The organism is Microbulbifer thermotolerans (genome assembly GCF_001617625.1).
Classification (GTDB): Bacteria; Pseudomonadota; Gammaproteobacteria; order Pseudomonadales; family Cellvibrionaceae; genus Microbulbifer; species Microbulbifer thermotolerans.
Map to the genome: position 1 here is coordinate 2,147,970 of NZ_CP014864.1, position 23,411 is coordinate 2,171,380.

Annotated in this window: 20 protein-coding genes and 1 pseudogene; 7 read left to right on the forward strand and 14 right to left on the reverse strand. The window is 55.6% G+C overall.

Annotation, left to right across the window (positions count from 1 at the left end):
- Nucleotides 1-42 precede the first annotated feature (42 nt).
- The 3 genes from A3224_RS09040 to A3224_RS09050 are packed head-to-tail and all read right to left on the reverse strand — an operon-like array spanning nt 43 to nt 2,465.
- Nucleotides 43-636 (reverse strand): CPBP family intramembrane glutamic endopeptidase, encoded by a 594-nt coding sequence (locus A3224_RS09040; protein WP_067153589.1) that lies wholly within the window; start codon nt 634-636, stop codon nt 43-45.
- Between the two features lie 18 nt (nt 637-654).
- Entirely contained in the window at nt 655-1,182 is a 528-nt protein-coding gene (locus A3224_RS09045) for a GDYXXLXY domain-containing protein (protein ID WP_067153590.1), read from the reverse strand.
- Nucleotides 1,179-2,465, reverse strand: coding sequence for a DUF2157 domain-containing protein (locus tag A3224_RS09050; protein ID WP_231902332.1), 1,287 nt, complete (start codon nt 2,463-2,465; stop codon nt 1,179-1,181). Before A3224_RS09050 ends, A3224_RS09045 begins: the two co-directional genes overlap by 4 nt.
- A 275-nt stretch (nt 2,466-2,740) precedes the next feature.
- On the opposite strand from A3224_RS09050, the gene ahpC reads away from it, so the two are divergent.
- Complete coding sequence (gene ahpC / locus A3224_RS09055; RefSeq protein WP_067153592.1) at nt 2,741-3,307, forward strand: alkyl hydroperoxide reductase subunit C; 567 nt, start codon at nt 2,741-2,743, stop codon at nt 3,305-3,307.
- Nucleotides 3,308-3,394: 87 nt separating this feature from the next.
- Entirely contained in the window at nt 3,395-4,981 is a 1,587-nt protein-coding gene (ahpF, locus tag A3224_RS09060) for an alkyl hydroperoxide reductase subunit F (protein ID WP_067153593.1), read from the forward strand.
- Nucleotides 4,982-5,506: 525 nt separating this feature from the next.
- Here the strand turns inward: ahpF and A3224_RS09065 are convergent.
- The 4 genes and pseudogenes from A3224_RS09065 to A3224_RS09080 form a co-directional block, all read right to left on the reverse strand.
- Nucleotides 5,507-6,450 (reverse strand): annotated as a pseudogene (locus A3224_RS09065) (IS5 family transposase).
- A 383-nt stretch (nt 6,451-6,833) separates the two neighbouring features.
- The gene (locus A3224_RS09070) at nt 6,834-8,552 is read right to left on the reverse strand and encodes a SulP family inorganic anion transporter (protein WP_067153595.1); all 1,719 of its coding nucleotides are present in this window, start codon (nt 8,550-8,552) and stop codon (nt 6,834-6,836) included.
- 30 nt (nt 8,553-8,582) lie between these two features.
- Nucleotides 8,583-8,984 (reverse strand): TIGR01244 family sulfur transferase, encoded by a 402-nt coding sequence (locus A3224_RS09075; RefSeq protein WP_231902333.1) that lies wholly within the window; start codon nt 8,982-8,984, stop codon nt 8,583-8,585.
- 131 nt (nt 8,985-9,115) lie between these two features.
- Complete coding sequence (locus A3224_RS09080; protein WP_067153599.1) at nt 9,116-9,994, reverse strand: MBL fold metallo-hydrolase; 879 nt, start codon at nt 9,992-9,994, stop codon at nt 9,116-9,118.
- Between the two features lie 96 nt (nt 9,995-10,090).
- On the opposite strand from A3224_RS09080, the gene A3224_RS09085 reads away from it, so the two are divergent.
- The 5 genes from A3224_RS09085 (at nt 10,091) to A3224_RS09105 (ending at nt 15,439) form a co-directional block, all read left to right on the forward strand.
- Nucleotides 10,091-10,405 carry an ArsR/SmtB family transcription factor gene (locus A3224_RS09085; RefSeq protein ID WP_067153601.1) on the forward strand — a complete coding sequence of 105 codons (315 nt, stop codon included), beginning with the start codon at nt 10,091-10,093 and terminating at the stop codon, nt 10,403-10,405.
- A gap of 5 nt (nt 10,406-10,410) precedes the next feature.
- On the forward strand, nt 10,411-10,848 hold the full coding sequence (locus A3224_RS09090; RefSeq protein ID WP_067153603.1) for a YeeE/YedE family protein: 438 nt from the start codon (nt 10,411-10,413) through the stop codon (nt 10,846-10,848).
- Between the two features lie 4 nt (nt 10,849-10,852).
- Nucleotides 10,853-11,305 carry a YeeE/YedE family protein gene (locus tag A3224_RS09095; RefSeq protein WP_067153605.1) on the forward strand — a complete coding sequence of 151 codons (453 nt, stop codon included), beginning with the start codon at nt 10,853-10,855 and terminating at the stop codon, nt 11,303-11,305.
- Nucleotides 11,306-11,412: 107 nt separating this feature from the next.
- Nucleotides 11,413-13,131 (forward strand): SulP family inorganic anion transporter, encoded by a 1,719-nt coding sequence (locus A3224_RS09100; protein WP_067153607.1) that lies wholly within the window; start codon nt 11,413-11,415, stop codon nt 13,129-13,131.
- Nucleotides 13,132-13,222: 91 nt separating this feature from the next.
- Nucleotides 13,223-15,439, forward strand: a complete 2,217-nt coding sequence (locus A3224_RS09105; protein ID WP_067153609.1) for an ATP-dependent helicase — start codon at nt 13,223-13,225, stop codon at nt 15,437-15,439.
- Nucleotides 15,440-15,575: 136 nt separating this feature from the next.
- On the opposite strand, the gene A3224_RS09110 is transcribed toward A3224_RS09105, so the two are convergent.
- The 7 genes from A3224_RS09110 to A3224_RS09140 form a co-directional block, all read right to left on the reverse strand.
- Nucleotides 15,576-16,256: a DUF4919 domain-containing protein gene (locus tag A3224_RS09110; RefSeq protein WP_067153611.1), complete on the reverse strand. Its 681-nt coding sequence runs from the start codon at nt 16,254-16,256 to the stop codon at nt 15,576-15,578.
- Nucleotides 16,237-17,502, reverse strand: a complete 1,266-nt coding sequence (locus tag A3224_RS09115; RefSeq protein ID WP_067153613.1) for a patatin-like phospholipase family protein — start codon at nt 17,500-17,502, stop codon at nt 16,237-16,239. Before A3224_RS09115 ends, A3224_RS09110 begins: the two co-directional genes overlap by 20 nt.
- 163 nt (nt 17,503-17,665) lie before the next feature.
- Nucleotides 17,666-18,667 carry a YhdH/YhfP family quinone oxidoreductase gene (locus A3224_RS09120; protein WP_067153615.1) on the reverse strand — a complete coding sequence of 334 codons (1,002 nt, stop codon included), beginning with the start codon at nt 18,665-18,667 and terminating at the stop codon, nt 17,666-17,668.
- 49 nt (nt 18,668-18,716) lie between these two features.
- Nucleotides 18,717-19,901: a protease SohB gene (gene sohB, locus A3224_RS09125; protein ID WP_067153617.1), complete on the reverse strand. Its 1,185-nt coding sequence runs from the start codon at nt 19,899-19,901 to the stop codon at nt 18,717-18,719.
- A gap of 87 nt (nt 19,902-19,988) precedes the next feature.
- Nucleotides 19,989-20,639 carry a cation/multidrug efflux pump gene (locus A3224_RS09130; RefSeq protein WP_067153619.1) on the reverse strand — a complete coding sequence of 217 codons (651 nt, stop codon included), beginning with the start codon at nt 20,637-20,639 and terminating at the stop codon, nt 19,989-19,991.
- Nucleotides 20,640-20,765: 126 nt separating this feature from the next.
- Complete coding sequence (gene nudC, locus A3224_RS09135; RefSeq protein ID WP_067153620.1) at nt 20,766-21,581, reverse strand: NAD(+) diphosphatase; 816 nt, start codon at nt 21,579-21,581, stop codon at nt 20,766-20,768.
- A gap of 32 nt (nt 21,582-21,613) precedes the next feature.
- Nucleotides 21,614-23,332: a hypothetical protein gene (locus A3224_RS09140; RefSeq protein WP_231902334.1), complete on the reverse strand. Its 1,719-nt coding sequence runs from the start codon at nt 23,330-23,332 to the stop codon at nt 21,614-21,616.
- Nucleotides 23,333-23,411: the final 79 nt, after the last annotated feature.

Below are 23,411 nucleotides of genomic sequence, written 5' to 3' on the forward strand. Positions count from 1 at the left end.
GGCATGTTCGATACCTGTGCGAGTTGAAGTTGAACATGCGCTTCAGCGCGCCTCTGCTAACCGCAGCAGATGCGGAAAGCGGAGCATAACCGTGAGAACAAACAGGTCGTAGGCGGCATGCCACACCGCGACACAGAGCAGGCTCTCCGTCATCCGGTAGCAGACCCCAAAGGCGATGCCCACTAGAAACGTAGCGGCAAAATAGATAAAGGAGGCGTAGTGGAGTAAGGCAAATACCAGCGACGCCACCAGTAAACCAGCCGCAGGTGAGCTGAGGTGGGATAACCAAGACTGCAAAAAGCCGCGGAACAAGACCTCCTCGCAAATACCGGCGGCAAGAGAAATCACAACAATCTGCACGGCGGAACAAGCGGCCATAAAGTGGCGCAGGTCAGCGCAATGCCTGCGTAATACGCCCCCAATATGCGAATTGGAGCGAATCAGCCAGAGCACAAGCAGAAAGCTGACTGTGGCGAAAATAAGGCCCGTTAGAGTGTCCCCGTAAACCGATTCTCTCCACCAATACACTTGAACGCCAGAGACGAAAACACCCACCAACCCCACCACTAGAGCCACCAGTTCCAGCAGCAGAATCAATCTGAAAATATCGCGGGGGTAAATTCCGGTGCCGCTCATCGCCCCACCAGTAACTGTCTATTTCGCGGGATTGGCCGAAACATGCTTAAGCCGCGCCCGACCGCTCTTTGACACCATCACTTCAGCAATCCCCCCTTTGCGCAAATCCGTTTCCAGCCCCAGAGCCTTTTCCTTAGGCGCGAAATAGGCCTCGATGCCATAGCGGACTCTGTAGCTACTGATTGCACCCCGGAACCCGCTACCCGCAATCCTGCCACGCAGAAATCTGCCCTGCTGTGGTTTTTTCAGACTGACACCGGCAAACCGGTAGATACCACGCCGGTCAGCCGTAAGTGCAACATAAATCACCTCCCCTTCGCGCAGCCTTTTCCCCGCTGGAAAGAGTGCGATATCCAAGTGAGAAATTTCGTACTCCAGGCGCGCATAGTTACCGCGAAACAGTGAACGCGGGTCCACCGGCATCGCCTCCAGACGGATTGCCTCTCCAGTCCACAGTGGCATTTGCGCACTCAGATACATGCCAATCAAAGTCAGAAACTGAAAGCCAATGGCGGCGGCGAGACCGAGCAGGATTTTCCGCTTCATAGCAACCTCTCCCTCGATTGCTGATATTTCCAATACTTGGCGGCGCCAAGAAGCAGTGCGGCAAACACAATAAACATCACCGCCCCACCCACATAATCACCGATCAAGTCAAAATAACGCAGCAGCGCGGTGACCAAAATAGACAACACACCGAGGAAGAAATAATGGGAGATACCGCTGTGGATACCGCGTACAACCAGCCAGATACCTGTCGCGATCAGGCAGAAATTTGCTGCAACCTGATAGTACACCGCGTGAGTCTGGTCTCGGGACAACAGCACTGCAGAAACGGCAAGTAGAAGAGCCACCAACAGTGCGGCAACCGAAGATGTACGCCCTGCTTTCTCCGCCAGCCACAAAGCCCCGCCGCCCAGTAATGCGGTTACCCCCCACATAGACGGCAGATGCTTCCAGTCCGCATCCAGCAAGTCTTTCCACGGGCCGGAAAAGCTCAATACCAACAACAGCAACAGTGCAAAGCGTAAGCTCCAAACAGAAATGATTGCGGCGTAGTCGCGGGCTGCCGAGGATGGCAGGCTGGCAAGCCGCTGAGCCGTGGCGAACAGCAAGATAAACAAGGCCACTGCCACTACCAGGTGCTCGGCGTGGAAATCGAATAAGAAAAACTGATCATCTTCCCGCCACAGCACGGCCAGCGAATACTCCAGCCAAAGACCACTACTGACGAGCACCGCCAACAGCAGCAATACGCTCCGAGGCCCTTTCCACAATACATACACTGAACTGAGCACGAATAGCGGGAACAGGCCCGGGTAATAACCGAGACTGATCTCTATAAAGAACCAGATCAACGCAAGCGTGTTGGCCTGCAGCGCCAGCCAGGGACTCTTTGTCATCACAGCGAACGGCAGACACCCCAGTGCCCACCAAAAGACCCCATCCGGCATATGCTCGCCAAGATGATAGATCTGTGCAATTAGAATAATCGACGCGCCATAGAAGAAGTTACCAAGCAGAAACAATCCGACTCCGGCGTTATGCTTTCCGCTGAGACAGTGGCGCAACGCGATTACCTGAGTAGATACCGTCAGCAGGATCAAGCCCCACATGCGCAGCGCCCTCGGGATCTCATCCCAATTGGCACCGAGTAAAGTGATCATTGCCAGGCCGATAAAGAGATATCCCAATCCCACCAACACTCTGTAACCCAGGGAACGGCTCCCATCTTGATGGAGGTCTACGCCATAGCGATCGCAGATCCGTGCCGCCTGAGCCTCACTGATCAAGCCTTCTTCGACCCACGCTTTGGCCTCACGCGCCAAGTCGTTTTTCAACAAACGAATCAATCTCATAGGCTCCCCGGGGTTACTGCTGGCACCGGACCAGATCCGGACCATTGGTCACTACCGGAGTATCTGCAATGAGAGCAGACACTGCAATCCTGATATCAAGAAGGAATCAACTATGGAGGGATCTCACTTAATCAACTGAAGCTATCAGAGCCATTTAAATAGATTATTTTTATCAACTGCCCTTAACCCATAGTATTAATCGCGTCCAAGCAATTTAACGCAAACGAGCGAACAAGGAGCTATCTATGTCCCGCTACATTGAATCTGAACTGAAGCCCTTTACTGCCAAAGCCTACCAAGGTGGCGACTTCATCGACGTCAGCGATGCCGACGTAAAAGGAAAGTGGGTAGTGTTCTTCTTCTATCCCGCCGATTTCACCTTCGTCTGCCCCACCGAGCTGGGCGATCTGGCGGACAACTATGAAGAATTCAAGAAGCTGGGCGTCGAGATCTACTCAGTATCCACCGACACCCACTTTACCCACAAGGCGTGGCACGACACTTCCGACACCATCGGCAAAATCCAGTTCCCGATGATCGGCGACCCCACCGGCACCATCACCCGCAACTTCGGTGTGATGATTGAAGAAGAAGGCATCGCCGACCGCGGCACCTTCGTTATCGATCCGGAAGGCAAGATTCAGATCGTAGAGATCACCGCCGGTGGAATCGGCCGCGACGCCCAGGAGCTGCTGCGCAAAATCAAAGCCGCTCAGTACATCGCCGCCCACCCGGGAGAAGTATGCCCGGCCAAATGGAAAGAAGGCGACGAAACTCTGGCGCCGTCTCTGGACCTGGTCGGCAAGATTTAACCCCCCCCTCAACCGGGACTGCCATCCCATTTGCCCACCTCCGGGTGGGCCTTTTTTGACCGAACCCACAATGAACAGGACACACCGATGTTGGACGCCAATCTGAAACAGCAACTGGACACCTACCTGCGCAATATCATCGAGCCAATCGAACTGCGTGTGTCCGGTGACAACACACCTAAATCCAAAGAGCTCGAGACCCTGGCCGATGAAATCGCCAGTCTCTCTGACAAAATAGAAACCCGGCAAGGCAACGGCAAACGCACACCAAGCATGGCTATCGCCCGTAAAGGCGAAGAAGCCCGTGTAAGCTTCGCTGGTATTCCCCTGGGACACGAATTCACCTCTCTGGTGCTCGCCCTGCTGCAAACGGGCGGCCACCCAGCCAAGGCCGACCCGGAATTGCTGGAGCAAATCCGCAATTTGGAGGGCGAATACCACTTCGAAACCTATATTTCATTGTCGTGCCAAAACTGCCCGGACGTGGTGCAGGCCCTCAACCTGATGGCGACACTGAACCCGAATATCACCCATGAAATGATCGACGGTGCACTCTTCCAGGAGGAAGTTGAACAGCACAATATTATGGCCGTACCCTCCGTTTACCTGAATGGCGAACACTTCGCCCAGGGTCGTATGACTCTGCAGGAAATTGTCGCTAAGCTCGATACCAATGCGGCCAAACGCGAAACCGAAACACTGAATGAAAAAGCGCCTTACGACTTATTAGTTGTAGGTGGTGGCCCGGCGGGAGCCGCAGCGGCTATCTACGCGGCACGCAAAGGCATCCGCACCGGACTGGTCGCGGAACGCTTCGGCGGACAGGTCATGGATACCGTAGGTATTGAAAACTTTATCTCTGTTCCCTACACCGAAGGCCCCAAACTCGCCGCCAGTCTGGAGCAGCATGTCAAAGAATACGGCGTGGATATTATTACCGGTCAACGTGCAGCGAATTTGAGCCGCAATCAACTACTTGACCTTGAACTACAGAGCGGTGCCACCCTGCAAAGCCGTGCGATAGTGCTCGCCACTGGCGCCCGCTGGAGACAACTGGGCGTTCCCGGTGAAGAGGAATACAAAACCCGTGGCGTCGCTTACTGCCCTCACTGCGATGGCCCCTTCTTCAAAGGTAAACACGTGGCGGTGATCGGCGGCGGCAACTCCGGCATAGAAGCGGCAATTGATCTCGCCGGTATTGTCAAACATGTTACCGTGCTGGAATTCGCCGACACCTTACGCGCCGACGAAGTACTGGTACGCAAGGCCGAATCCATGGATAACATCGACATCATCACCAATGCACAAACCACCGAAATACTCGGTGACGGCAGCAAGGTGAACGGCCTCCGCTACACCGATCGGGTCAGTGGTGAAAGCAAGCAGCTGGAACTGGCTGGTGTCTTCGTGCAAATCGGCCTGGTCCCCAACACGGAATGGCTGCAGGATTCGGAGGTGGAACGCAACCGTCTGGGGGAAATCGTGATCAACGAACGCGGTGCCACCAGCCTGCCCGGTGTCTACGCCGCAGGCGACGCAACCACAGTGCCCTACAAACAGATTATTATCTCCATGGGCGCTGGCGCTACCGCCGCCCTGGGCGCCTTTGATTATCTGATCCGTACTTCCGCGGAAACGGAAACAAATGAAGTACCGGCAGCGGCTTACGGCTAATAGTCTGAAAAGGGGAAAAATAGCGGCCGAGCATATTTCGGTCGCTTTTTTTTATACAGTCCAAAATCGGCCGAAAAATGCGAGGTAAAGCTCCCCCTGTCGATGCCCAAGATACCCTCCCTGTACTGACCTGCATGTCTCTCTAAACGATTTACTACACGTTTGTATGTATTGTCCTAATGTCTGACTACTGACCCGAGCCATCTGCTCAGAGACAATTTAAACGTCAAAAAAGTAGTCGCACTTCTCATTTTTAAGGTGCTGTTCCAATCGCCCCCCACAAATGTACGACAATATCCGGTGTAACGACCCTTCCGTACGCACCCGGGTTCTCTTAATACCACTCTCTCAAAATGAATCATGAGGCCCATGGTCAACGCACCTAAGGAAGGTCTGAATAACCCCTCCATTTCATAGTGTTCATGAAATTTTTTACGTTGAAGCTAAATTTTTTAGATTCCTTCCCAAAACTGATCATTTTATTGCCTGAAATCCGCTTTCAAGCGGATTTCAGGCACACTGGCCCTAGGCCAGCAGATATTTTTGACAGCGAAGTAAGTTCGCCAACCCCGATAACACATAAAGGCGATTGGTGTTTTTCGCCAAACCGAGATAGCGAATCTTGCTGTAACCAAACATGCGTTTGATATAAAAGAAAGCATGCTCTACTTTGTCCCGAACACTGGCCTTTATCTTCTCTGCTTTTTTGTATGTGAACAACCAAGCTTTTTACGTGAGCCTGGGCGCATACCAATAAACCATTCCAGGTTCCGTTTTTTAAGCTCTTTACGCTTCTTTGCGCCACCGTAGCCTGCGTCGGCCCAAACTCGTTGTTCATCGCCGTGCAATAACTTGTGTGCCACATTCAGGTCGTGTTCGTTCGCTGGTGTTGTTTCTACACTGTGTATCAGCCCCAGAGACTCATCTACGTCAATGTGCATTTTCATGCCGAAATGCCACTCCTTGCCTTTCCTAGTCTGATGCATTTCTGGATCTCGAGCACCTTTCTTATTCTTGGTTGAGCTGGGAGCAGAAATGATAGTGGCATCTACAATACTGCCTTCGCGTAGTATCAAGCCGTGCTGATCAAGATGTTTGTTGATTTTTTGGAACAGCTTCTTGCCCAGATTGTGTTTCTCCAACAAGTGCCGAAAATTTAGGATTGTTGTTTCATCCGGGATTTTGTCCAAGCGGACACCGGAGAATCGGCGCATGGACTCGATTTCGTACAGGGCATCCTCCATTGCCGGATCGCTCAGGTTATAAACCAGCTGCATAATGTGAATACGCAACATCATAGACAGTGGATAGGGAGGGCGACCTATTCCCCCACGGGCATAGTGCTTGGCTATAGGTGTCTCCAACTGTTTCCAAGGCAATAGCTTATCCAGATATTCGAGAAAGAGTTCCCGTCGTGTCTTCTGCTTTTTGGTTGTGTATTCTGCTTCGGCAAAAGTCAGTTGGCTCATAGATTTACCTAAGGAGCCTCTGATTAATTCATTTCCTGGTGGCAGAGGTTCTTCGGGGGCGGATGTGAAGCTCAGGTGATAGGACGGATATTTCGAAACCGTCGGATACAGGGATGTATCCGTCGGAGCTACAGGGAAGTACTCGCGCGTTTTCGAAATATCCGTCCTATTGCCTGAGCGTCCCGGAACCTACTTATTGTGTTCACGCGAATTAATCAGAGGTTCCTTAGAATAATAAGGAGCTAATGCAGTATTTAACGAGCAATAAGTAATCTCTGGATAATTCGCTTCCTGACGTTAAGCGATTTTGAATTCAAAGAAGAAGTTCACCCCGCTACAAATTCATTGCACACTCATCAAGGCTTGCCTTTCGAGCTCATGGGCTAAACCAAATTGGCCCGGACCTGAGAAAATGCCTGAAACTGTGTCAGAAAAACTTTTCCGGACAGATGTTTCAGGAATCCGCTTTTCTGTAGACTGTCCATCACGGGGCCTTTTACCTCGGACAAATGCAGTTGCATTCCCTGCTCTGCCAGCCGTTCATTAACCGCTTCCAACACTTCCAGTGCACTCCAGTCTATCTCGTTGATAGCACTGCACATCAATATCACATGCTTCACTTGCGTATTGGCCGCCAAGTCTGCGTAGATACGGTCTTCCAGGTAACTTGCGTTGGAAAACATCAGACTTTCGTCAACGCGGATGGTCAGTATCTCCGGCACAGTCAGTACCTTGTGCCGTTTGATATTGCGAAAGTGCTCAGTGCCTTCCACCAGCCCAACCTCGGCAATATGGGGGCGGGAAGTGCGGTAAAGGAAGAGGAGTATGGAAGCTGCCACACCACAGGATACACCGACTTCAACACCAAACAGCAACGTTATTGCTATGGTAACCAATACCGCAGAAAAATCGCTGCGAGAAAAGTGCCAGGTCTTTTTCAGGATCGTAAAATCCACCAGCGACACTACCGCAACGATAATAGTGGCCGCAAGGGTGGCCTTGGGAAGATAGTAGAGAAAAGGCGTCAGAAATACTGATGCCAAGGCAATGCCAAAAGCGGTAAAGACACTTGCCATTTGAGTCTCCGCCCCCGCATCAAAGTTAACCACGGAGCGGGAAAAGCCTCCGGTGACAGGGAAAGCTCCGGAAATACCGGAGCCGACGTTTGCCGCCCCGAGAGCGATCAGTTCCCGATTTACATCGATCTTCTGCCGGCGCTTGGCGGCGAGTGTTTTCCCAACCGACACAGATTCCACATAACCAATAATGGAGATCATTATCGCCGGTGTTATCAGTGCCTCAAACAGTTCTCGGGAAAATACGGGAATCTGTAACCCTGGCAGACCGGGAGGAATCTCTCCTACCAGGGCCACCTGCTTGCCTTCAAAATCAAACAGCGCAGCAACGGCTATACTGGCCAACACCCCCACCACCGGTGCGGCTTTAGCCAGTAGGTCGGCGGTATGTGCACGCAACGATAACCCTTTGAGAAACCGGACCGCCCCAGCCCGCGACCAAAGTAGGAACAGTATGACCGCACCACCGGTAGCCAGTGTATAAGGATTGATGCTGTCCAGTTTTTCCGCTATCGAAAGTAGCAACTGGGGGAGATTGTCACCGCGCCCCCCAACACCGAGGATGGTTCCCAATTGACTTAGCGCAATCAAAATGCCAGAGGCAGTGATAAACCCGGAAATCACTGGATGGGAGAGGAAGTTGGCAAGAAACCCTAGTCTCAGCAACCCGAGAAGAACAAGAAACAGACCTGATAAAGACGCCAATAGCGCGGCGGCAAGCAAATACTCAGTAGTGCCCTGCAGCGCCACTTCACTGAGCGCCGAAGCGCTCATCAATGATGCCACCGCAACCGGTCCCACCGATAAAGTCCGGCTGGTACCAAACACCGCGTAGGCCAGCAGCGGCACTATGCTCGCGTAGAGCCCGACCTGTGCCGGTACCCCCGCCAGCAGCGCATAAGCCAGCGACTGGGGAATCAACATAATGGTCACGACAATCGCGGCCATCAAATCGCGGCTGAATGTGCGAGCGTTGTAGTTTGCCAGCCAGTCCAGGGCAGGCAGACAGGTCGACAATGCACGCATGGCGTTTTCCTTTATTAGTGGATATCTGGTTTATTCAGCATCAAAAGCAACCAGCACATCACGGATTTCGAATCCCGCCGCGCGGGCGCTTGCAAGCAGAGACTTATCCTCCGCCCCCTTGAGCCGGCAGGCAACTGCCCAAAGGTTGCAGGAGCGGTTTCCGGTACGGCAAAAGGCATGAATCCTCTTGCCGGACGCCAGCAATTCAGAGAATTCTCGACAGTGCTGTAACGTCATCTGCCCGCGAGCAAAAGGAATGGCAATAAATTCCATGCCGTTCTCGCGAGCGGCTTTTTCCAACTCTGCAAATGTCGGCTGATCCTCACTCTCATTTTCCTGCCGATTGCACACAACCAGCTCTACACCTGCCAGCGCTAAACGGGCTACAGCATCACAGTCCAACTGCTCGGAAACACTGACCTGCTCATCCAAATATTTGATCTCTGTCGTCACTTCAACGCTCTCCGTAGTGGCTCAATTTATGGGTGGGAAAAGGGGAACGGGCCTGTATGAGTACGCTAAAAGCCATTTCACCTGCCCACCCAATGTTCACCAAGTGCTCGTTAGAGTGTGTTGATCGGCACTTTCAGATAGGTGGTGCCGTTATCTTCCGGGGGCGGCATTTGTCCGGCGCGAATATTTACCTGAATAGAAGGAATGATCAGGCGCGGCATCGGCAGGGTTGCATCGCGTTTGTTTCGCATGGCGACAAACTCCTCCTCGCTGATCCCTTCATGCAGGTGAATGTTATTGCGCTTCTGTTCGCCCACGGTGGTTTCGCAACGATACTCACGCCCGCCTTCGGGCGGGTAGTCGTGGCACATAAACATGCGCGTATCTTCCGGCAGTGCCAGCAGTTTCTGTGCCGAACGGTACAAGGTGGTGGCATCGCCTCCGGGGAAATCGCAGCGGGCACTACCCACATCAGGCATAAACAGAGTGTCTCCCACGAATAAAGCGTCGCCGATCAGCCAGGCCATATCCGCCGGTGTATGGCCGGGAACATAGATGACCCTCCCCTGCAACTCGCCGACGGTAAAGGTTTCACCGTCGTGAAACAGGTGGTCAAACTGGCTGCCGTCCACCAAAAATTCCCGCTCCAGGTTAAACAAGTCGCGGAAGATGGTTTGCACTTTTCGGATTTGATCGCCAATGGCGATCTTGCCGCCCACTTGTTCCCGGATATACGGCGCTGCGGACAAATGGTCAGCGTGCGCGTGGGTTTCCAGTATCCACTCCACGGTGAGCTTTTCTGCGCGCACAAATTGAATGATCTCTTCCGCACCGGTGGTGCTGGTGCGCCCGGAGGCCTGATCGAAATTGAGCACCGTATCCACCACCGCGGCACTACCGCCCGGGTGGTCGTACACAACATAGCTCCAGGTTTCTGTATCGCGGTCAAAAAACGGGCGCACTTGGGTGATAGGTTTGGTCGCAGACATAACATGTCCTCCCTATTAGCAACACAAACAATATATTTGCAAATAATATATAAATCAATATAATGTTTTTACGTAAAGTGACATTACGGAGATCCGATGCCAGATACCGCCAATATCAGCTTGGACAAAATGCGTGCCACAGCGGGGGAGGTGTCGCAATTGCTGCGATCCATTGGCAACCAAGACCGGTTGCTGCTGCTGTGTCAGCTGAGCCAGGAGGAACTCAATGTGAGCCAGCTCGAGAGCCGCCTAGGTATCCATCAGCCCAGCCTGTCCCAACAGCTGGGTGTGCTGCGTCGGGAAGGCTTGGTGAGCACTCGCCGCGAAGGCAAGCACATTTACTACCGAATAGCGGATGAACGGGTGCTGGCACTGTTGCAAACCCTTTATGAACTCTACTGTGAGGAGTAACTGCAATGATAACCATAGACTGGAACGCATTTACCCCTTGGTCCGCCCTCGCAGGCGGCGCTCTGATCGGCTTGGCAACGGTAATTCTACTGCTGCTGAATGGTCGCATCGCCGGTATCTCCGGTATCGTGGGCGGTCTGTTTGACCGTGCAGCAGGTGAGACCGGCTGGCGTCTTACCTTCACCCTAGGCCTGCTGGCCGGCCCTGCCCTATGGGCCGCGTTCCACACACTGCCGCCGATTCAGATTGAGGCCGACTACCCGCTGCTGGTAGTCGCCGGTCTGCTCGTGGGATTGGGCACTCGTTACGCGTCTGGTTGTACCAGCGGCCACGGGGTCTGCGGCCTGTCGCGCCTGTCGCCGCGATCACTAGTGGCAACACTGGTGTTTATGGGCGCAGGATTTACCACTGTCTATGTGACTCGCCACTTGCTGGGAGGTTGACCCGATGCATCAATCCAAACTTTCCCTAATCTCTGCCTTTGCCGCCGGCTTGGTGTTCAGCCTGGGGCTGCTGGCCTCCGGAATGGCCAATCCGGAAAAAGTCCTCGGCTTTCTAGACCTGGCCGGGGTCTGGGACCCATCCCTGGCGCTGGTGATGGCAGGTGCTATCGGCGTTGGCTTACCGGTGTTCCAGCTGGTAGGAGCGCGCAGAGAAAAGTGGCGCGGCCTGTCCTTGATCGGCGAAAATATCCAGCTGCCAACAAGGCGGGATATTGACCGACCACTAGTGATCGGCAGCCTGGTGTTTGGGATCGGCTGGGGGTTAGCTGGCTTTTGCCCGGGACCAGCCATAGTGGCAACTGGCGCAGGCGCGATAAAAGCGGTGATATTCACCGCGGCCATGCTCGCGGGCATGGGGATCTTTCACTTGTTGAGCCGGCGACAAGCCAGTGTCTAAGTTGCGACCACGGGCCGGAACAGGTGGGAGTGGTGACGGCCCCCTACTCTGAAACCAATCCCGTCTATCTTGTCTGAGAGTCTTGTTCAACCGAAAGATAGCCTGGGATGCCGGCCAGAAAATTAATCCCCCACTGGTTTAAGCACTACCGGCGCGAATGGCTGGCGGGGGATGCCACCACCGCGCTGGTGGCCACCATGATGTTGGTACCCCAGGCCCTCGCCTATGCGGCCCTGGCGGGCCTGCCGCCCCATATCGGCCTATACGCGGGGCTTCTACCTCTCGTAGGCTATGCCTTATTCGGTACCAGCTCTGTGCTGTCAGTAGGGCCGGTGGCAGTGCTTGCGCTGATGACCGCCCACGCTCTATCCCCCCTAGCCGCACCGGGCAGCCCAGAATACATCGCCGGCGCTGTCCTTCTCGCCACCCTGAGCGGACTGATTCTGTTTGCAATGGGGTTACTGCGGCTCGGCGTTTTGTCCAACCTCCTCAGCCACCCGGTGATCAGCGGCTTTGTCTCTGGTGCCGCGGCGCTGATTATCGCCGGGCAGATAGCGCCACTGCTCGGCATCAACAGCGAGGCGGAAGGGGACACAGCGCTGCAATTGTTTCTAAGCACACTAAAGGAAGTCCCCAACGCCGACCGGGCCACCACCGGGCTGGGGCTGGCATCGGTGCTGACCCTGGTGGCGGCACGGATATGGCTAACGCCAGCACTCAAATTACTGGGGCTTTCCGAATCGCGCGCGCGACTGTTCGCGAGGCTCGCGCCCATGTCGGTGGTACTGATAGCGATTGCCCTGACAACGCTATTTCACTGGGAAGAGCAGATGCCTGTCGTCGGCGAGATTCCCCGGGGGTTGCCGAAGCTGGAGATACCGGCGCTGGACTGGCAGCTGATTTACAAATTGCTATTGCCCGCGGTGATAATCGCACTGCTGGGCTTTGTGGAAAGCTTGTCCATTGCCCACGCCATTGCCCTGCGCCGCGGGGAACGCCTCAACGCTGACGCCGAGTTGCGGGGTCTGGGGGCAGCGAATTTGCTCAGCGCCCTGTCCGGCGGGTTTCCGGTTACTGGCAGCTTCGCCCGCACCGCTATCAACGATGAGGGCGGCGCGGTTTCTCCGATGAGCAGCCTAATCGCGGCGGGGCTGCTGGCACTGGTCCTATTGTTCGCTACCGCCCCATTTACCGAGTTGCCCCTGTGTGTATTGGCCGCCACTATTATCGTCGCCGCAACCAGCCTGATCGACGTGCGGGGGTTTCTCAATACTTGGCGCTACGATCGCACCGACGGCGTCGCCATGGCGGGCACTTTTTTCGGTGTCTTGCTATTCGGGGTCGAGGCGGGCATAGGGCTGGGCATCGGCTTCTCGTTCGCCACACTGATCTGGCGCACCAGCCGCCCACATATCGCCGTGGTCGGCCGAGTGCCAGGCACGGAGCACTTCCGCAACGTGCTCAGGCACACAGTGGAAACACAACCGAACATCCTCTTCCTGCGCATCGACGAAAGTCTTTTTTTCAGCAATATCAGTGCGGTTGAGGAGCGGCTGTTAAGCGAACTGAAACGCCACCCCAATATCCGCGAGCTGGTGCTGATATTGTCTTCGGTCAATCGAATCGACGGTACCGCACTGGAAAGATTGCAACAGGTGAACCGGGATCTTCTCGCGCGGGATATTCGGCTACACCTGTCGGAAGTAAAGGGACCGGTACTAGACCGCCTGGGACGCTCTAAATTTCTTGAGGAGTTGAGCGGACGGGTCTTTTTGTCATCCTACATTGCCGAATTGGCACTCTCCAGGGATCAAAGCAAACAGTAAATCCCGCTGGCGATAGCGACCACCACCTGCGCTCTTGTACCCCACCGCTCACTACTGGCAAAATATCCAGTATTTGACCCCCCCCTTTCCTATGCAGCAACTCACAGAAGAACAACAGGCCATCGCCGACCACCCCGGCGGCCACGCCAAGATCATTGCGGTCGCCGGTTCCGGCAAAACCACCGCGCTGCTGCACTATGTCAAAAAACGCCTGCAAGCTGGAGTACCCGCGGAACGGATACTGGTGCTTATGTACAACCGCAGCGCGAAGGAGGATTTTGAGCGTCGCCTGCAATCGCTGGTGCACGGCGCAGCCCCGGCGGTGCACACTTTCCACAGCCTCGGCTACCGCCTCTACCAGCGTATGATCTCCAGCGGCCATATAACACCGGCCAACCTTACTCCCCTGCCCCAATCAGTGGTGCAGTTACAGATCTGGAAGGCGATCGAAAAGTGTGCTCCGCCTTACGAGCTGGAGGAAATCCGCGCCCGCAAGCAGTCGGAAGTGGAGGCTGCGGAATTTTTTATCGACTATACCAAGACGATACTCAGCGGTGACCTCAGCGCTTACCAGGAGCTCAAGCTCGGCGACGAGTATTTATATTTCCTCAAGGTATTCCGCGCTTTCGAAAGCTGGCGCCGCAGCCAGAATGCCGTAACTTATGCGGACCTGATTTACGATCCGGCACTTCTGCTCAGCCTGGAACCGGATATCGCCGAACAATACGGCAGCCACTACGAGGATATCCTGGTGGACGAATACCAGGATATCAATGAAGTACAGCATTTTCTCCTGCGCGTACTGTACGGAAAATCCGGTAATGTGATCGCCATTGGCGACCCGGATCAAACCATCTACGAATGGCGCGGCTCCAAACCGAAATTCCTGCTCACCTATTTCGACGGCGATTTCCCACCGTCCAATGTCTATCACCTGAGTCGCACCTTCCGCTACGGACATCAGTTGTCCCTGGCCGCAAACCACTTTATCGGTCACAACCGCGAGCGTGCGGATATATTTTGCGTGTCTGCGGATTGCAAACAGCGCACGGATATCGAACTGGTTCAAACAGACCGGGAAACTCATTGGCTGGTGGAGCACCTGCGCCGCCGCCAAAAACACGCTCAACCCCTGGGGCAAACCGCAATTCTGGTTCGCCTCTGGTCGGTGGCCGCCCCTGTGGAACTGGCGCTGCTGGCCAACAACATTCCCTACAAGTCGGCCAACAGTAATACGGTACTGTCGCGGCGCGAACTGCGCCCGCTTTTCTGGAGCCTGAATATAGCCGCCGGCCGCTTTGCCCAACTGCCCGCGAAAAAACGCGAACAAGGCATCTACGAATGGCTGACGGCTCCCCACATCCGCGTTCCGCGCAAGGTACTGGAACCTGTCTGCGTTCGACTGGCCAAGCGCGACAGTGACTGGGGCAAATACTTGCTGGAACTGATTCCGGAGTCTTTAAGCAAGGGACAAAAAAAACGGATGCGGCAACGCGCCGAACTTTTGATGGAGGTGGAAAACTGGCGCGGCTTGGCCGGCGAACTTCTCCGCCGCCAGTTGGCGGCCCTGGACTACCTCAACGGCATCAGTGACGACAGCTTCACCCGCCAGCAGGGAGAGGAGCGCAAACAGACGATTCTCGCCTTCTGCCAGTTCCTGGATACCCTCAAACAGCCCCCCGCCGAAGCTCTGCAGCACCTGCAAGCACTGCAACGCCAGCACCGCGAAGGTGAACAGGCGCAAGCGGATGCCGTACAGATTACAACCATGCATCAAGCGAAAGGGCTGGAATGGGATGATGTCATTATTCCTTCCCTAAGCCAGTACACCATGCCCTATCAGCCACAGCGGGAGTTCACCACGCCGGCTTCAGTGGAAAGCGAACGCCGCCTGATGTATGTGGCCGTGACCCGTGCACGCCGCCGCCTCTATCTGCTCGCACCACCACTGGCACCCGATAAAAACAGTGGAGGCGCGGAACAACAGCCATCGCTGTTTATCGAAGAAATGCAGCTTCCGCTGTGCAAACTGATCGACAACGCCTTGCGCGAGCGCCCGGCTCAGATCCAAAGTCCCTTCCCTGTCACTCGTCAAGCACTGCGCTATATGGAGGCCTGCGATTACAACCCGGAAATCCAAGGTCCCCGAGCACCAGTGCGTAAACCCATCCCCGGCGAAGGTATACGCCACCGCAAGCTGGGCCACGGGCGAGTTATCAAATGGGAAGACGACAGGGTCGAGGTGCTGTTCAGCGACCGCCAGGTGCGCCTTTTTGTCTGGGAGAAGCTACAACAGTTTCTGCTGTAGTGCCCGCTAACAGACAAGGAACCTCTGATTAAGTCGCTTCGTGACAGTGAACGATACTAGTTGAGGCCAGATGGCAAACTCAGGCGCGAAATGGGAATAGCGCAACGGCCTCCAGCAAATTCATACCGTACACGCCCTAGTCCGCAGCACTTTCCACACCGTGCACAAACTGTCGGCTGACATTGAAATAGAGGGCGTACTCATCGCCGGATACCAAGTTCCGCACTTGTATTTTGTCGTAAATACCGCGCTGGTCGTAAACGATAGATTGATCCAGTACCTCGAGCCCTTTCAGGCGCACAAAACCGTTCAATTCCGATGTGCTAATAGTTTGATAAGCACTTTCCTGACTGCGGCCATCACCACTGCGTTCGATGGAATCCATCAACCCTTCGGTCATATAGCGGTGAATATCCTCGCGCTGCAAATTGGCACTGCGAGCAGCACAGAGAACACCGATCATATGGGCCTCAAGACTCATATAACTAACGTCCAGCACTCTGTCCACCTGCTTCAGGCATTCACCGTATTCGCCCCTCTCCTCCGCGCGGTATGCCTCGGTCAGCCCGACCAGCTCGGCACCACCGCGGGGGTTGTATTCCGGCGATGCCACGTAAGCGCGCCGCAGCTGGTCGAAATCAAGGGTGAAGGACAGCGCCCGCGCCTGTGCAAGCAAGCGTCTGTACTCACTTTCCTCCGCCTGAGGCAATACCAGTTGCGGTGCGCTTTTGCCTGCCGAACTACTGCAGGCAGAGAGAAAAACCACAGTTCCCAAAAGTGCCGCTATTCCAATGCGCTTAAGATTGCGTGTTGCCATCATTTGCTTCCGTTACCGGTTTTACTCTACGGCCAAACAGGCCTCTGCGCGCCTCCTGAACGGAGTCGGCTTCCGGTTGCAAGAAAGCGCGCAGTTTATCCCGCTCCCACATGGCGTCCTGATAGCCCAGTTCGACCAGCTCACTGATAAAAGGTTTCTCAAACAAGAGATAGCTGGCGGCGGAGGCGCCGCCGCCGGATGTGGTGGCACCCGTGGCGCGGAACAGCCAGCGCAAAGCAGGTGGCAGAAAGCGGACCTTGCGTCCCGCCAGGCGGTCAAGGCTTTGAGAAGGCTCTATCACAGCGGATTCTACCGGACGCAGTGGCGCCAGTTCGCCGAGTTTCTCCCCTTCCACGCTATCCAGCAGCAGATTGACCCGGTCGAGGTGCTCCAGATCCCCCTCCAGGCTGTCGATAAAAGCCGCATTAAACAGTTGACCGGCGATCTGCGCTATGGATGGGGAGTGGCGTGGCGGCTTACTGCGCTGCTTGCCCCAATGCACCGGGGAACGGTTATTGGACACCCCCACCACGAACACCCGATTGGCACCCAGGTGCAACGCCGGACTGATGGGTGCCAGCTGGCGCACGGCGCCGTCACCGAAGTAGTCATTACCGATCTTAACCGTAGAAAATAACGTCGGAATAGCCGCCGACGCCATCAGGTGATCGACGGTCAGCCTGGTCCTCACGCCGTAGCGGCGGAATCGGTGCCATTCACTCAACGTTTCCGCCCCTTGGAAAAAGCTGACAGATTCCCCTGCGCCATACGACAAGGCGTTGACACAGACAGCTCGCAGAATTCCAGCATCGATATTGCGCTGAATATTGTCGAACTGGATCACCTCAGTAACCAGATCCCGCAACGGCGTATTGTCCAGCAGCGCCAGAGGCCTCTGGCGCCCCACCCCCTGGTTAAAGAGCGAGCGGGTGATGGCGAGCATATTACCCATCAGACTGAACCAGCCACTGCGATAGATCTGATCGACCGTGAGCTGCAGCCATAAGGTGCAGAGACGCTCCACTGCCTCCTTGAAGGTACCCGGATGAGAAGCGAGTAACAACGCGTTGACGGCACCGGCAGAGGTGCCACAGATAATTTGAAACGGATGTGGATTGGATTCGGGTGCCAACTCCGCCAATGCCTTGAGCACGCCGGCCTGGTAAGCGGCGCGGGCGCCACCACCGGACAGAACCAGCGCACTAGCCTGGTGGGTTAACTTTGGTAATTCGTTATTCGCGGACAATCTGTTCTACCAGTAGCAACAAAGCCCGAACAACTGTACCCACAATCGACACAATGAGAAACCCGCTTCCAGGCGGGTTTCCACCGGGGAATTTCAGCTTAGCAGCCAGCAAGCGCGGAATATGCGCCACGCCAGCGTAAATAAGGGCTGCAGGGTCGGGTTGTTAGAGCGCCATATCCACTACATAGCGACCGATTCCATGCCCTCGGAGCAGCCTGGCGAGAAACTCCGGCGCCTGCTCCAAAGAAATATCCTCGGCGATGCGGTTCAACAGTTCACTATTCTGCCACTCGGCAGCGAACTTACGCCACACGGACGCCTTTTTCTCCAACGGCAACTCAACACTGTCCACTCCGAGAAGGCTGATACCTCGCAGGATAAACGGGAACACATTGGCTTGAAACTGAGCCCCGGCGGCCATTCCGCAAGCGGCAACGCCGCCACCATAGGCCAAAGACTTGATGACATTAAACAGAGTGTCGCCACCGACAGTATCCACGGCCCAGGCCCACATCGGCTTCGCCATCGCCTTACTGGCAAATGGCGCCAGTGTCTCCCTATCCAGCACTTTCCAGGCACCTAGCTCGGTGAGGAAATCCGCCGATTCCAGCTTGCCAGTAACCGCCGCCACACGGAACCCTAGTTTTGCCAACAGGGCGACGGCAATGGAGCCAACACCTCCCGTGGCCCCGGTGACCAATACCTCACCATCTTCCGGCTTGGCGCCGGCCTCCAGCAGTTTCTCAACACAGAGACCCGCAGTGAGACCGGCGGTGCCCAGGATCATCGACTCCCTCGCGCTCAGCCCCTCAGGCAACGGCAGGGCCCAGCCAGCGGGGATACGTATACATTCCGCCAGGCCGCCACAGGTGTTCATTCCCAGGTCGTAGCCAGTGACCAGGAGCTCATCGCCAGGGGCGTATGTACCGCTCTTGTCTTCGATCACTTTGCCCACAGCGTCAATACCTGGCGTGTGGGGATACTCGCGCGTGACTCCGCGGTTTCCGAAAGCGGAAAGTGCGTCTTTGTAATTCAGAGATGAATGAGTCACCGCCAGCAGCAGCGGGTGGTCAGGCAAGTCACCAACTTGCCGCTCAACAATCCGCTGATCGAATTTGCCCGGTGCCACTTCCTCGACCCAGACTGCGCGAAAGGTATCTTTCATAACTACAACTTCTTAAAAATACATCTTACAGGCCACGCAATGGCAGTCGTCACTGCGCCTGGTGACGCCATGCTGCCAAGCGGGAAAAAAGGCGCATTAGCATTGACTCTACTCCCCCCTGTGCGGCGAGGCCAATTTTTTTAGCGATATTCCGCCGCTCCTTATATTCCACCTGGTAAAGATCTGCTTCCTGCGCACAGTGGGTAAGATATTCGTCGGAGGTTTTCAATTCATCCACCAAGCCCAAATCCAACGCCCGCTGGCCAAACCAGACCTCACCGGTGGCCACTTTGGCAATATCCAGTGCCGGCCTGTACTCTGCTACAAAGTGTTGGAAGAGCGCGTGGATCTCTTCCAGGTCACTCTGGAACTTCTCCCGCCCCTCGGGGGTGTTTTCGCCGAACATGGTCACTGTGCGTTTGTACTCTCCTGCGGTGAACAACTCAAAATCCACGTCGTGGCGCTTGAGCAACCGGTGGAAGTTCGGCAGTTGAGCCACCACCCCAATGGAGCCGACCATTGCGAAGGGGGCCGCTAGAATACGGTCAGCCACACAGGCCATCATGTATCCACCGCTGGCCGCCACCTTGTCTACAGCCACTGTAAGCTGGATACCTGCGCTGCGCACTCTTGAGAGCTGGCTCGCAGCCAAGCCGTAATTCGCAACCATGCCGCCGGGGCTCTCCAGGCACACCAGTACCTCATCACCGGGTTCGGCGACCTGCAGAACAGCGGTGACCTCCTCGCGCAGGTTAGACAAAGCACTGGCTTTGATGTCACCGTCAAAGTGCATCACAAAAATGCGCTTGCGTTCACCCGCAGGCTTTTCCGTAACCAAGGCTTGAACATGCTGCTCCCCCGCTTCCGCATCGGCGGCACCCTGCTCCGGCACCGGTGTATCAGTGCGCTCCAGGCCCGATTGCCGAACCTTTTCCTGAGGCTGTTTCTTTAACACCTCCTTGTGCTTTTTCGCCAGCGCTTTATCCCGCGCTTTTCTGTCCTTGGCCATTTGCTTTTTACGCCGCGAAAACTCGTGTTTATCCATCACCGCCTCGAGCAGGGTTTCTTTGAATTGCTCATAGCGATCGTTGAGCTTGGTGACACTGATATATCCGGGCACTCGCTCTTTCAATTGCTCGCGGTTGGCGGCAATAAACCCGATGAGAACCAGCAAGGCGACAACAAGCGTCACTACTTTGGCCAGAAAAAGGCCATATTCACTGAGAAATTCCACTGAAACTCCAGATTGCTCTAGCTTGTAAAAATGATAAATATTCAGGCAGACAGTGCGCGGCTACAAGGCCTGCCGTTCAGACCTAGGTTACTGCCACTCCTCTACCGCTGAAGTGGCCTGTTGATTGAGTGGCCGCGCCAGCAGACCGTTGTGGGTAATCCGTACATCGTAGACCGCGCCGTCTTCCATCGGCAGGAAGGTGGCTGTGCCGTAGACCGCATCGACAAACGACAATTTTTTGTCGATACCGCGCAATGACTGCCAAATATCGATACCAAAGGCGCTGCTATCTAGTTGATGCACCGAACGTTCCTTGATGCGTTCATCTTGCAGCGTCAAATAGCGGCCACTGAGCCGGTCCAGGCGGTAGGCAGGCTGAATGCCCCAACGGGCCAAAACGCCCTTCCATTTCAACATGCGCGCATCCAGCTGCCACTGATCACCGTGCAATTCGAAACGCTGCGCCAATCCGTCCGCATCGGAAAAGGTGACTTCGTAACGCTGCTCACCCGTTTTGCGGAAAGACACTGTGCCGACACTGTGCTCCTCCGCAAGATTTCTGTAACTGTACACATCCGCTGCCACCAACACGATCAACAGAGCTGTCGCAAGAAACAGCAAACCGAGTGTGCCGCGGATAAAACCGAGTATCCACTTGCCGCTTAACAGGATCCTGCCGCCCCAGAAAACCAGCAGCAGTGCCAGCAATGCGATGAGAAAGGTGATGGCAATATACATATTATTATTTAGCTCCGTCCGGACCTATGGAACCTCAGAATAATTCGCTGGGGTGCGGTAATTGGCTTGGGAGCGCACAGGCCTTAATTTCCTTTACTGCCAATAAACGCCTTAATCAGAGAAGCCCTAACAGCGCTTTTCACCGGATGCGCGTTTTGCAAACAGGCGGATCAACTGCCCGGACAAGGTCTGCGGCGGCGGGATTTCCGGCAGCGCACTGTAATGAAACCAGCCTGCCTCGGCGATCTCTTCCCGGTCGGGCACCAACGCGCCACCAGTCCATTCCGTGTGGTAACCGAGCATTAATTGCCCCGGGAAGGGCCAGGACTGACTGCCGATATAGCGGCTTTTACCGACTTCGAGCCCCACCTCTTCTCGCACTTCCCGCGCCAGTGCCTGCTCGGCATTTTCCCCCGGCTCGATAAAGCCGGCCAAAGCCGTATGGATACCCCGAGGATGGCGGGTATGTCGCGCCAACAAGCACTCGTCACCGCGTGTAACCAACATGATGACGCAAGGGGAAATGCGCGGATACACCGCCAAGTTACAGTCGCGGCACACGCGCGCTCGATCCCTGGGGTGATACTCCGTACCCCGGCCACAACGGCCGCAGAAGCGGTGATTTATGTCCCAATCAACAACTTGCAAGGCCCGCCCGGCAAGCGCGAAGTGCAGATCATCCACCCGTCCCAGCAGACTGCGCAAACTCCGCCACTCACAGCCCTCAACATCCGCCGGTGTGGCGATCTGGTGTACTCCACAGGCTTCCCCCCGCAGCTCCCCCAAGTAGTGGCTGCTCTCGACCATCGCCGCCGGCAGCAAGGGCTTAGCGTGTAAAAAACTATCACCGCGACAGAGTAGTTGCCCATCGGCAACCAGAATGTGTAGTGTCAATGGCGGAAGAGGCAATACACGGGCGGCGGGGACGAAAATATCGCTCAAAACACACTTCCTCTGGACCCTGGGCAGCCCGATCAATCTTCCTCGACCGGATAGCCGAGAGCTTCGAGGCTTTCAACAGCCAAATTCAAGGACTGGATATCCGCGTTGCGATGCAGTTTCACCTCGCCCAGATAATACTCGAGGCTGATAATGGCATCCGCGAAAATATCCAATGATTGCTCGATACCCGGTGCTGCTTCGCGCTGCTCCATCACCGCCTCGACAAAATCCACCAGCCGTGCCACCACCGCCGAGGCACGGCGCAGATTAAGTACAATTAAGCCGCCACGTACGGAGTTCAGGGTGGTGGAAACGTTGCGAATATGACCATGATCGAAGCCGGATTCAGCGTAGGAACCCAACGCACGCTTGATCAGTGAGAGTCCGGCCTCAGCTTCTTTCAGCACGGCCAACTCCGCCTCCGCCAACTGGCTGCGCTCGAGGACCAAATCTACTTGTCCGTATTCATCCAGGTCGAGAGAAGAGCTTTGCCGCAGAGCGCGAATGGCGCTATCCACCATTAACACCTGGTCCGTCAGCTTCTGTAGCGCTGATTCTGCGGCAGATCCCCCGGCAGGGGCGGCGGTGCGGAATTCCTCCACCGCGAGGCTCAAGCCATCGCCAACCTGTTTGAAATTCAGCAGGCGTAGAATGCTTGCAATGCGCTTCAAGGTGCCCGCTAATCCGTCTTCATCGTCCAGGCCGCTAATGCCAAGCATCTCCACATCGTCGAGCATACGGCGCACTCCGGAAAGCTCTTCGTCCAGAGCACCCGCCACCGCGGTGATAGCGGTGGCGCCCGGCCCGCCGAGACTGGCCCGTTCACGCTCCAGCTCCGCCTCGCTGTAGCCGAGCGGTTTGGCCGAGAAGGCTTCCAGCATCTTCGCCCCCTGACCACTGGGGGCAGACAGTGCCAACCAGTAGAGACACTCTTTCAGTAGTACCGGCGGGGGCGGCTGGTCCAGCGCAGCATCCGCTTCCCTCTGCAGAACGCGCAGCCGCCGGTCAAACATACTGAATACCATGACCCGCGAGCGGTTGATATGCATTTCCCGCGATGCCATACCGCCCAAGGCTGCACCCGCCACGGCCCAGAGCTTGCCGTTGGGACGGCCGGCACAAATGCTGGCAACGCGCTGTAGCGCGCGCGCCATCATGGTGTACGCGGGCTTGGCCGGCTTGCCTTTCAGCAGGGCCAACAGACCAACCTGGTACATGTGGCGAAAACGGCGCACGAAACTGGACAGATCCTCGGACATCACCGATGACGCGACCACGCCGGGGACATTGCCATCCAGGTTACAGCGGAAAAAGTGGCTCTCGGGAACCGGCGGCTGTGCGCGCGCCAAACGCAGATTGTTGATATAGGGGATGAGCAACTCTGGGCGTGCCATGCCGCGGTTCTGCACAAAATCCAGGTAGCGCGTAAGTACATAAAAGCCGGTGCCAAGCCCCTCCATAAGGTCGCCAGCCGCTTTCTGGCGCCCCTCGCGGATATCCGTCAAGGCGGTCTGCATTTCCTGAGCCAGCAGCTCCCCTGCGTGCAGTTGCACCATCTGCAGAACACCGCTGACTTGGCGCAGCCCTGCCAGACACTGGTCCACCGACTGCTTGTTATTCTGATCCACTGCAAACTGGTCAAGATGAGCCGCGGCGGCGTCCACCGCTGCCACCAGCTCGTCCTTAACCACATTAACAGAGGTTATATTGATATCCCGCAATTCCGTCACTGACTGCACCGCTGCACTCATTCACTATTTGTTGTACAAATCCCGCTCGATCAGGTGTAATTCTGACCCGAAAAAGGCAATTTATACCAAAGCTGCCAAG

Excerpts from the sequence above, each read along its gene's own strand:
- A3224_RS09070 (WP_067153595.1), bottom strand. The coding sequence starts at position 8,552 with ATGCGTGCATTGTCGACCTGTCTGCCTGCCCTGGACTGGCTGGCAAAC.
- A3224_RS09105 (WP_067153609.1), top strand. The coding sequence starts at position 13,223 with ATGCAGCAACTCACAGAAGAACAACAGGCCATCGCCGACCACCCCGGC.
- A3224_RS09100 (WP_067153607.1), top strand. The coding sequence starts at position 11,413 with ATGCCGGCCAGAAAATTAATCCCCCACTGGTTTAAGCACTACCGGCGC.
- A3224_RS09140 (WP_231902334.1), bottom strand. The coding sequence starts at position 23,332 with ATGAGTGCAGCGGTGCAGTCAGTGACGGAATTGCGGGATATCAATATA.
- ahpF (WP_067153593.1), top strand. The coding sequence starts at position 3,395 with ATGTTGGACGCCAATCTGAAACAGCAACTGGACACCTACCTGCGCAAT.
- A3224_RS09095 (WP_067153605.1), top strand. The coding sequence starts at position 10,853 with ATGCATCAATCCAAACTTTCCCTAATCTCTGCCTTTGCCGCCGGCTTG.
- A3224_RS09085 (WP_067153601.1), top strand. The coding sequence starts at position 10,091 with ATGCCAGATACCGCCAATATCAGCTTGGACAAAATGCGTGCCACAGCG.
- A3224_RS09040 (WP_067153589.1), bottom strand. The coding sequence starts at position 636 with ATGAGCGGCACCGGAATTTACCCCCGCGATATTTTCAGATTGATTCTG.
- A3224_RS09090 (WP_067153603.1), top strand. The coding sequence starts at position 10,411 with ATGATAACCATAGACTGGAACGCATTTACCCCTTGGTCCGCCCTCGCA.
- ahpC (WP_067153592.1), top strand. The coding sequence starts at position 2,741 with ATGTCCCGCTACATTGAATCTGAACTGAAGCCCTTTACTGCCAAAGCC.
- A3224_RS09120 (WP_067153615.1), bottom strand. The coding sequence starts at position 18,667 with ATGAAAGATACCTTTCGCGCAGTCTGGGTCGAGGAAGTGGCACCGGGC.
- A3224_RS09080 (WP_067153599.1), bottom strand. The coding sequence starts at position 9,994 with ATGTCTGCGACCAAACCTATCACCCAAGTGCGCCCGTTTTTTGACCGC.
- A3224_RS09130 (WP_067153619.1), bottom strand. The coding sequence starts at position 20,639 with ATGTATATTGCCATCACCTTTCTCATCGCATTGCTGGCACTGCTGCTG.
- A3224_RS09045 (WP_067153590.1), bottom strand. The coding sequence starts at position 1,182 with ATGAAGCGGAAAATCCTGCTCGGTCTCGCCGCCGCCATTGGCTTTCAG.
- A3224_RS09110 (WP_067153611.1), bottom strand. The coding sequence starts at position 16,256 with ATGGCAACACGCAATCTTAAGCGCATTGGAATAGCGGCACTTTTGGGA.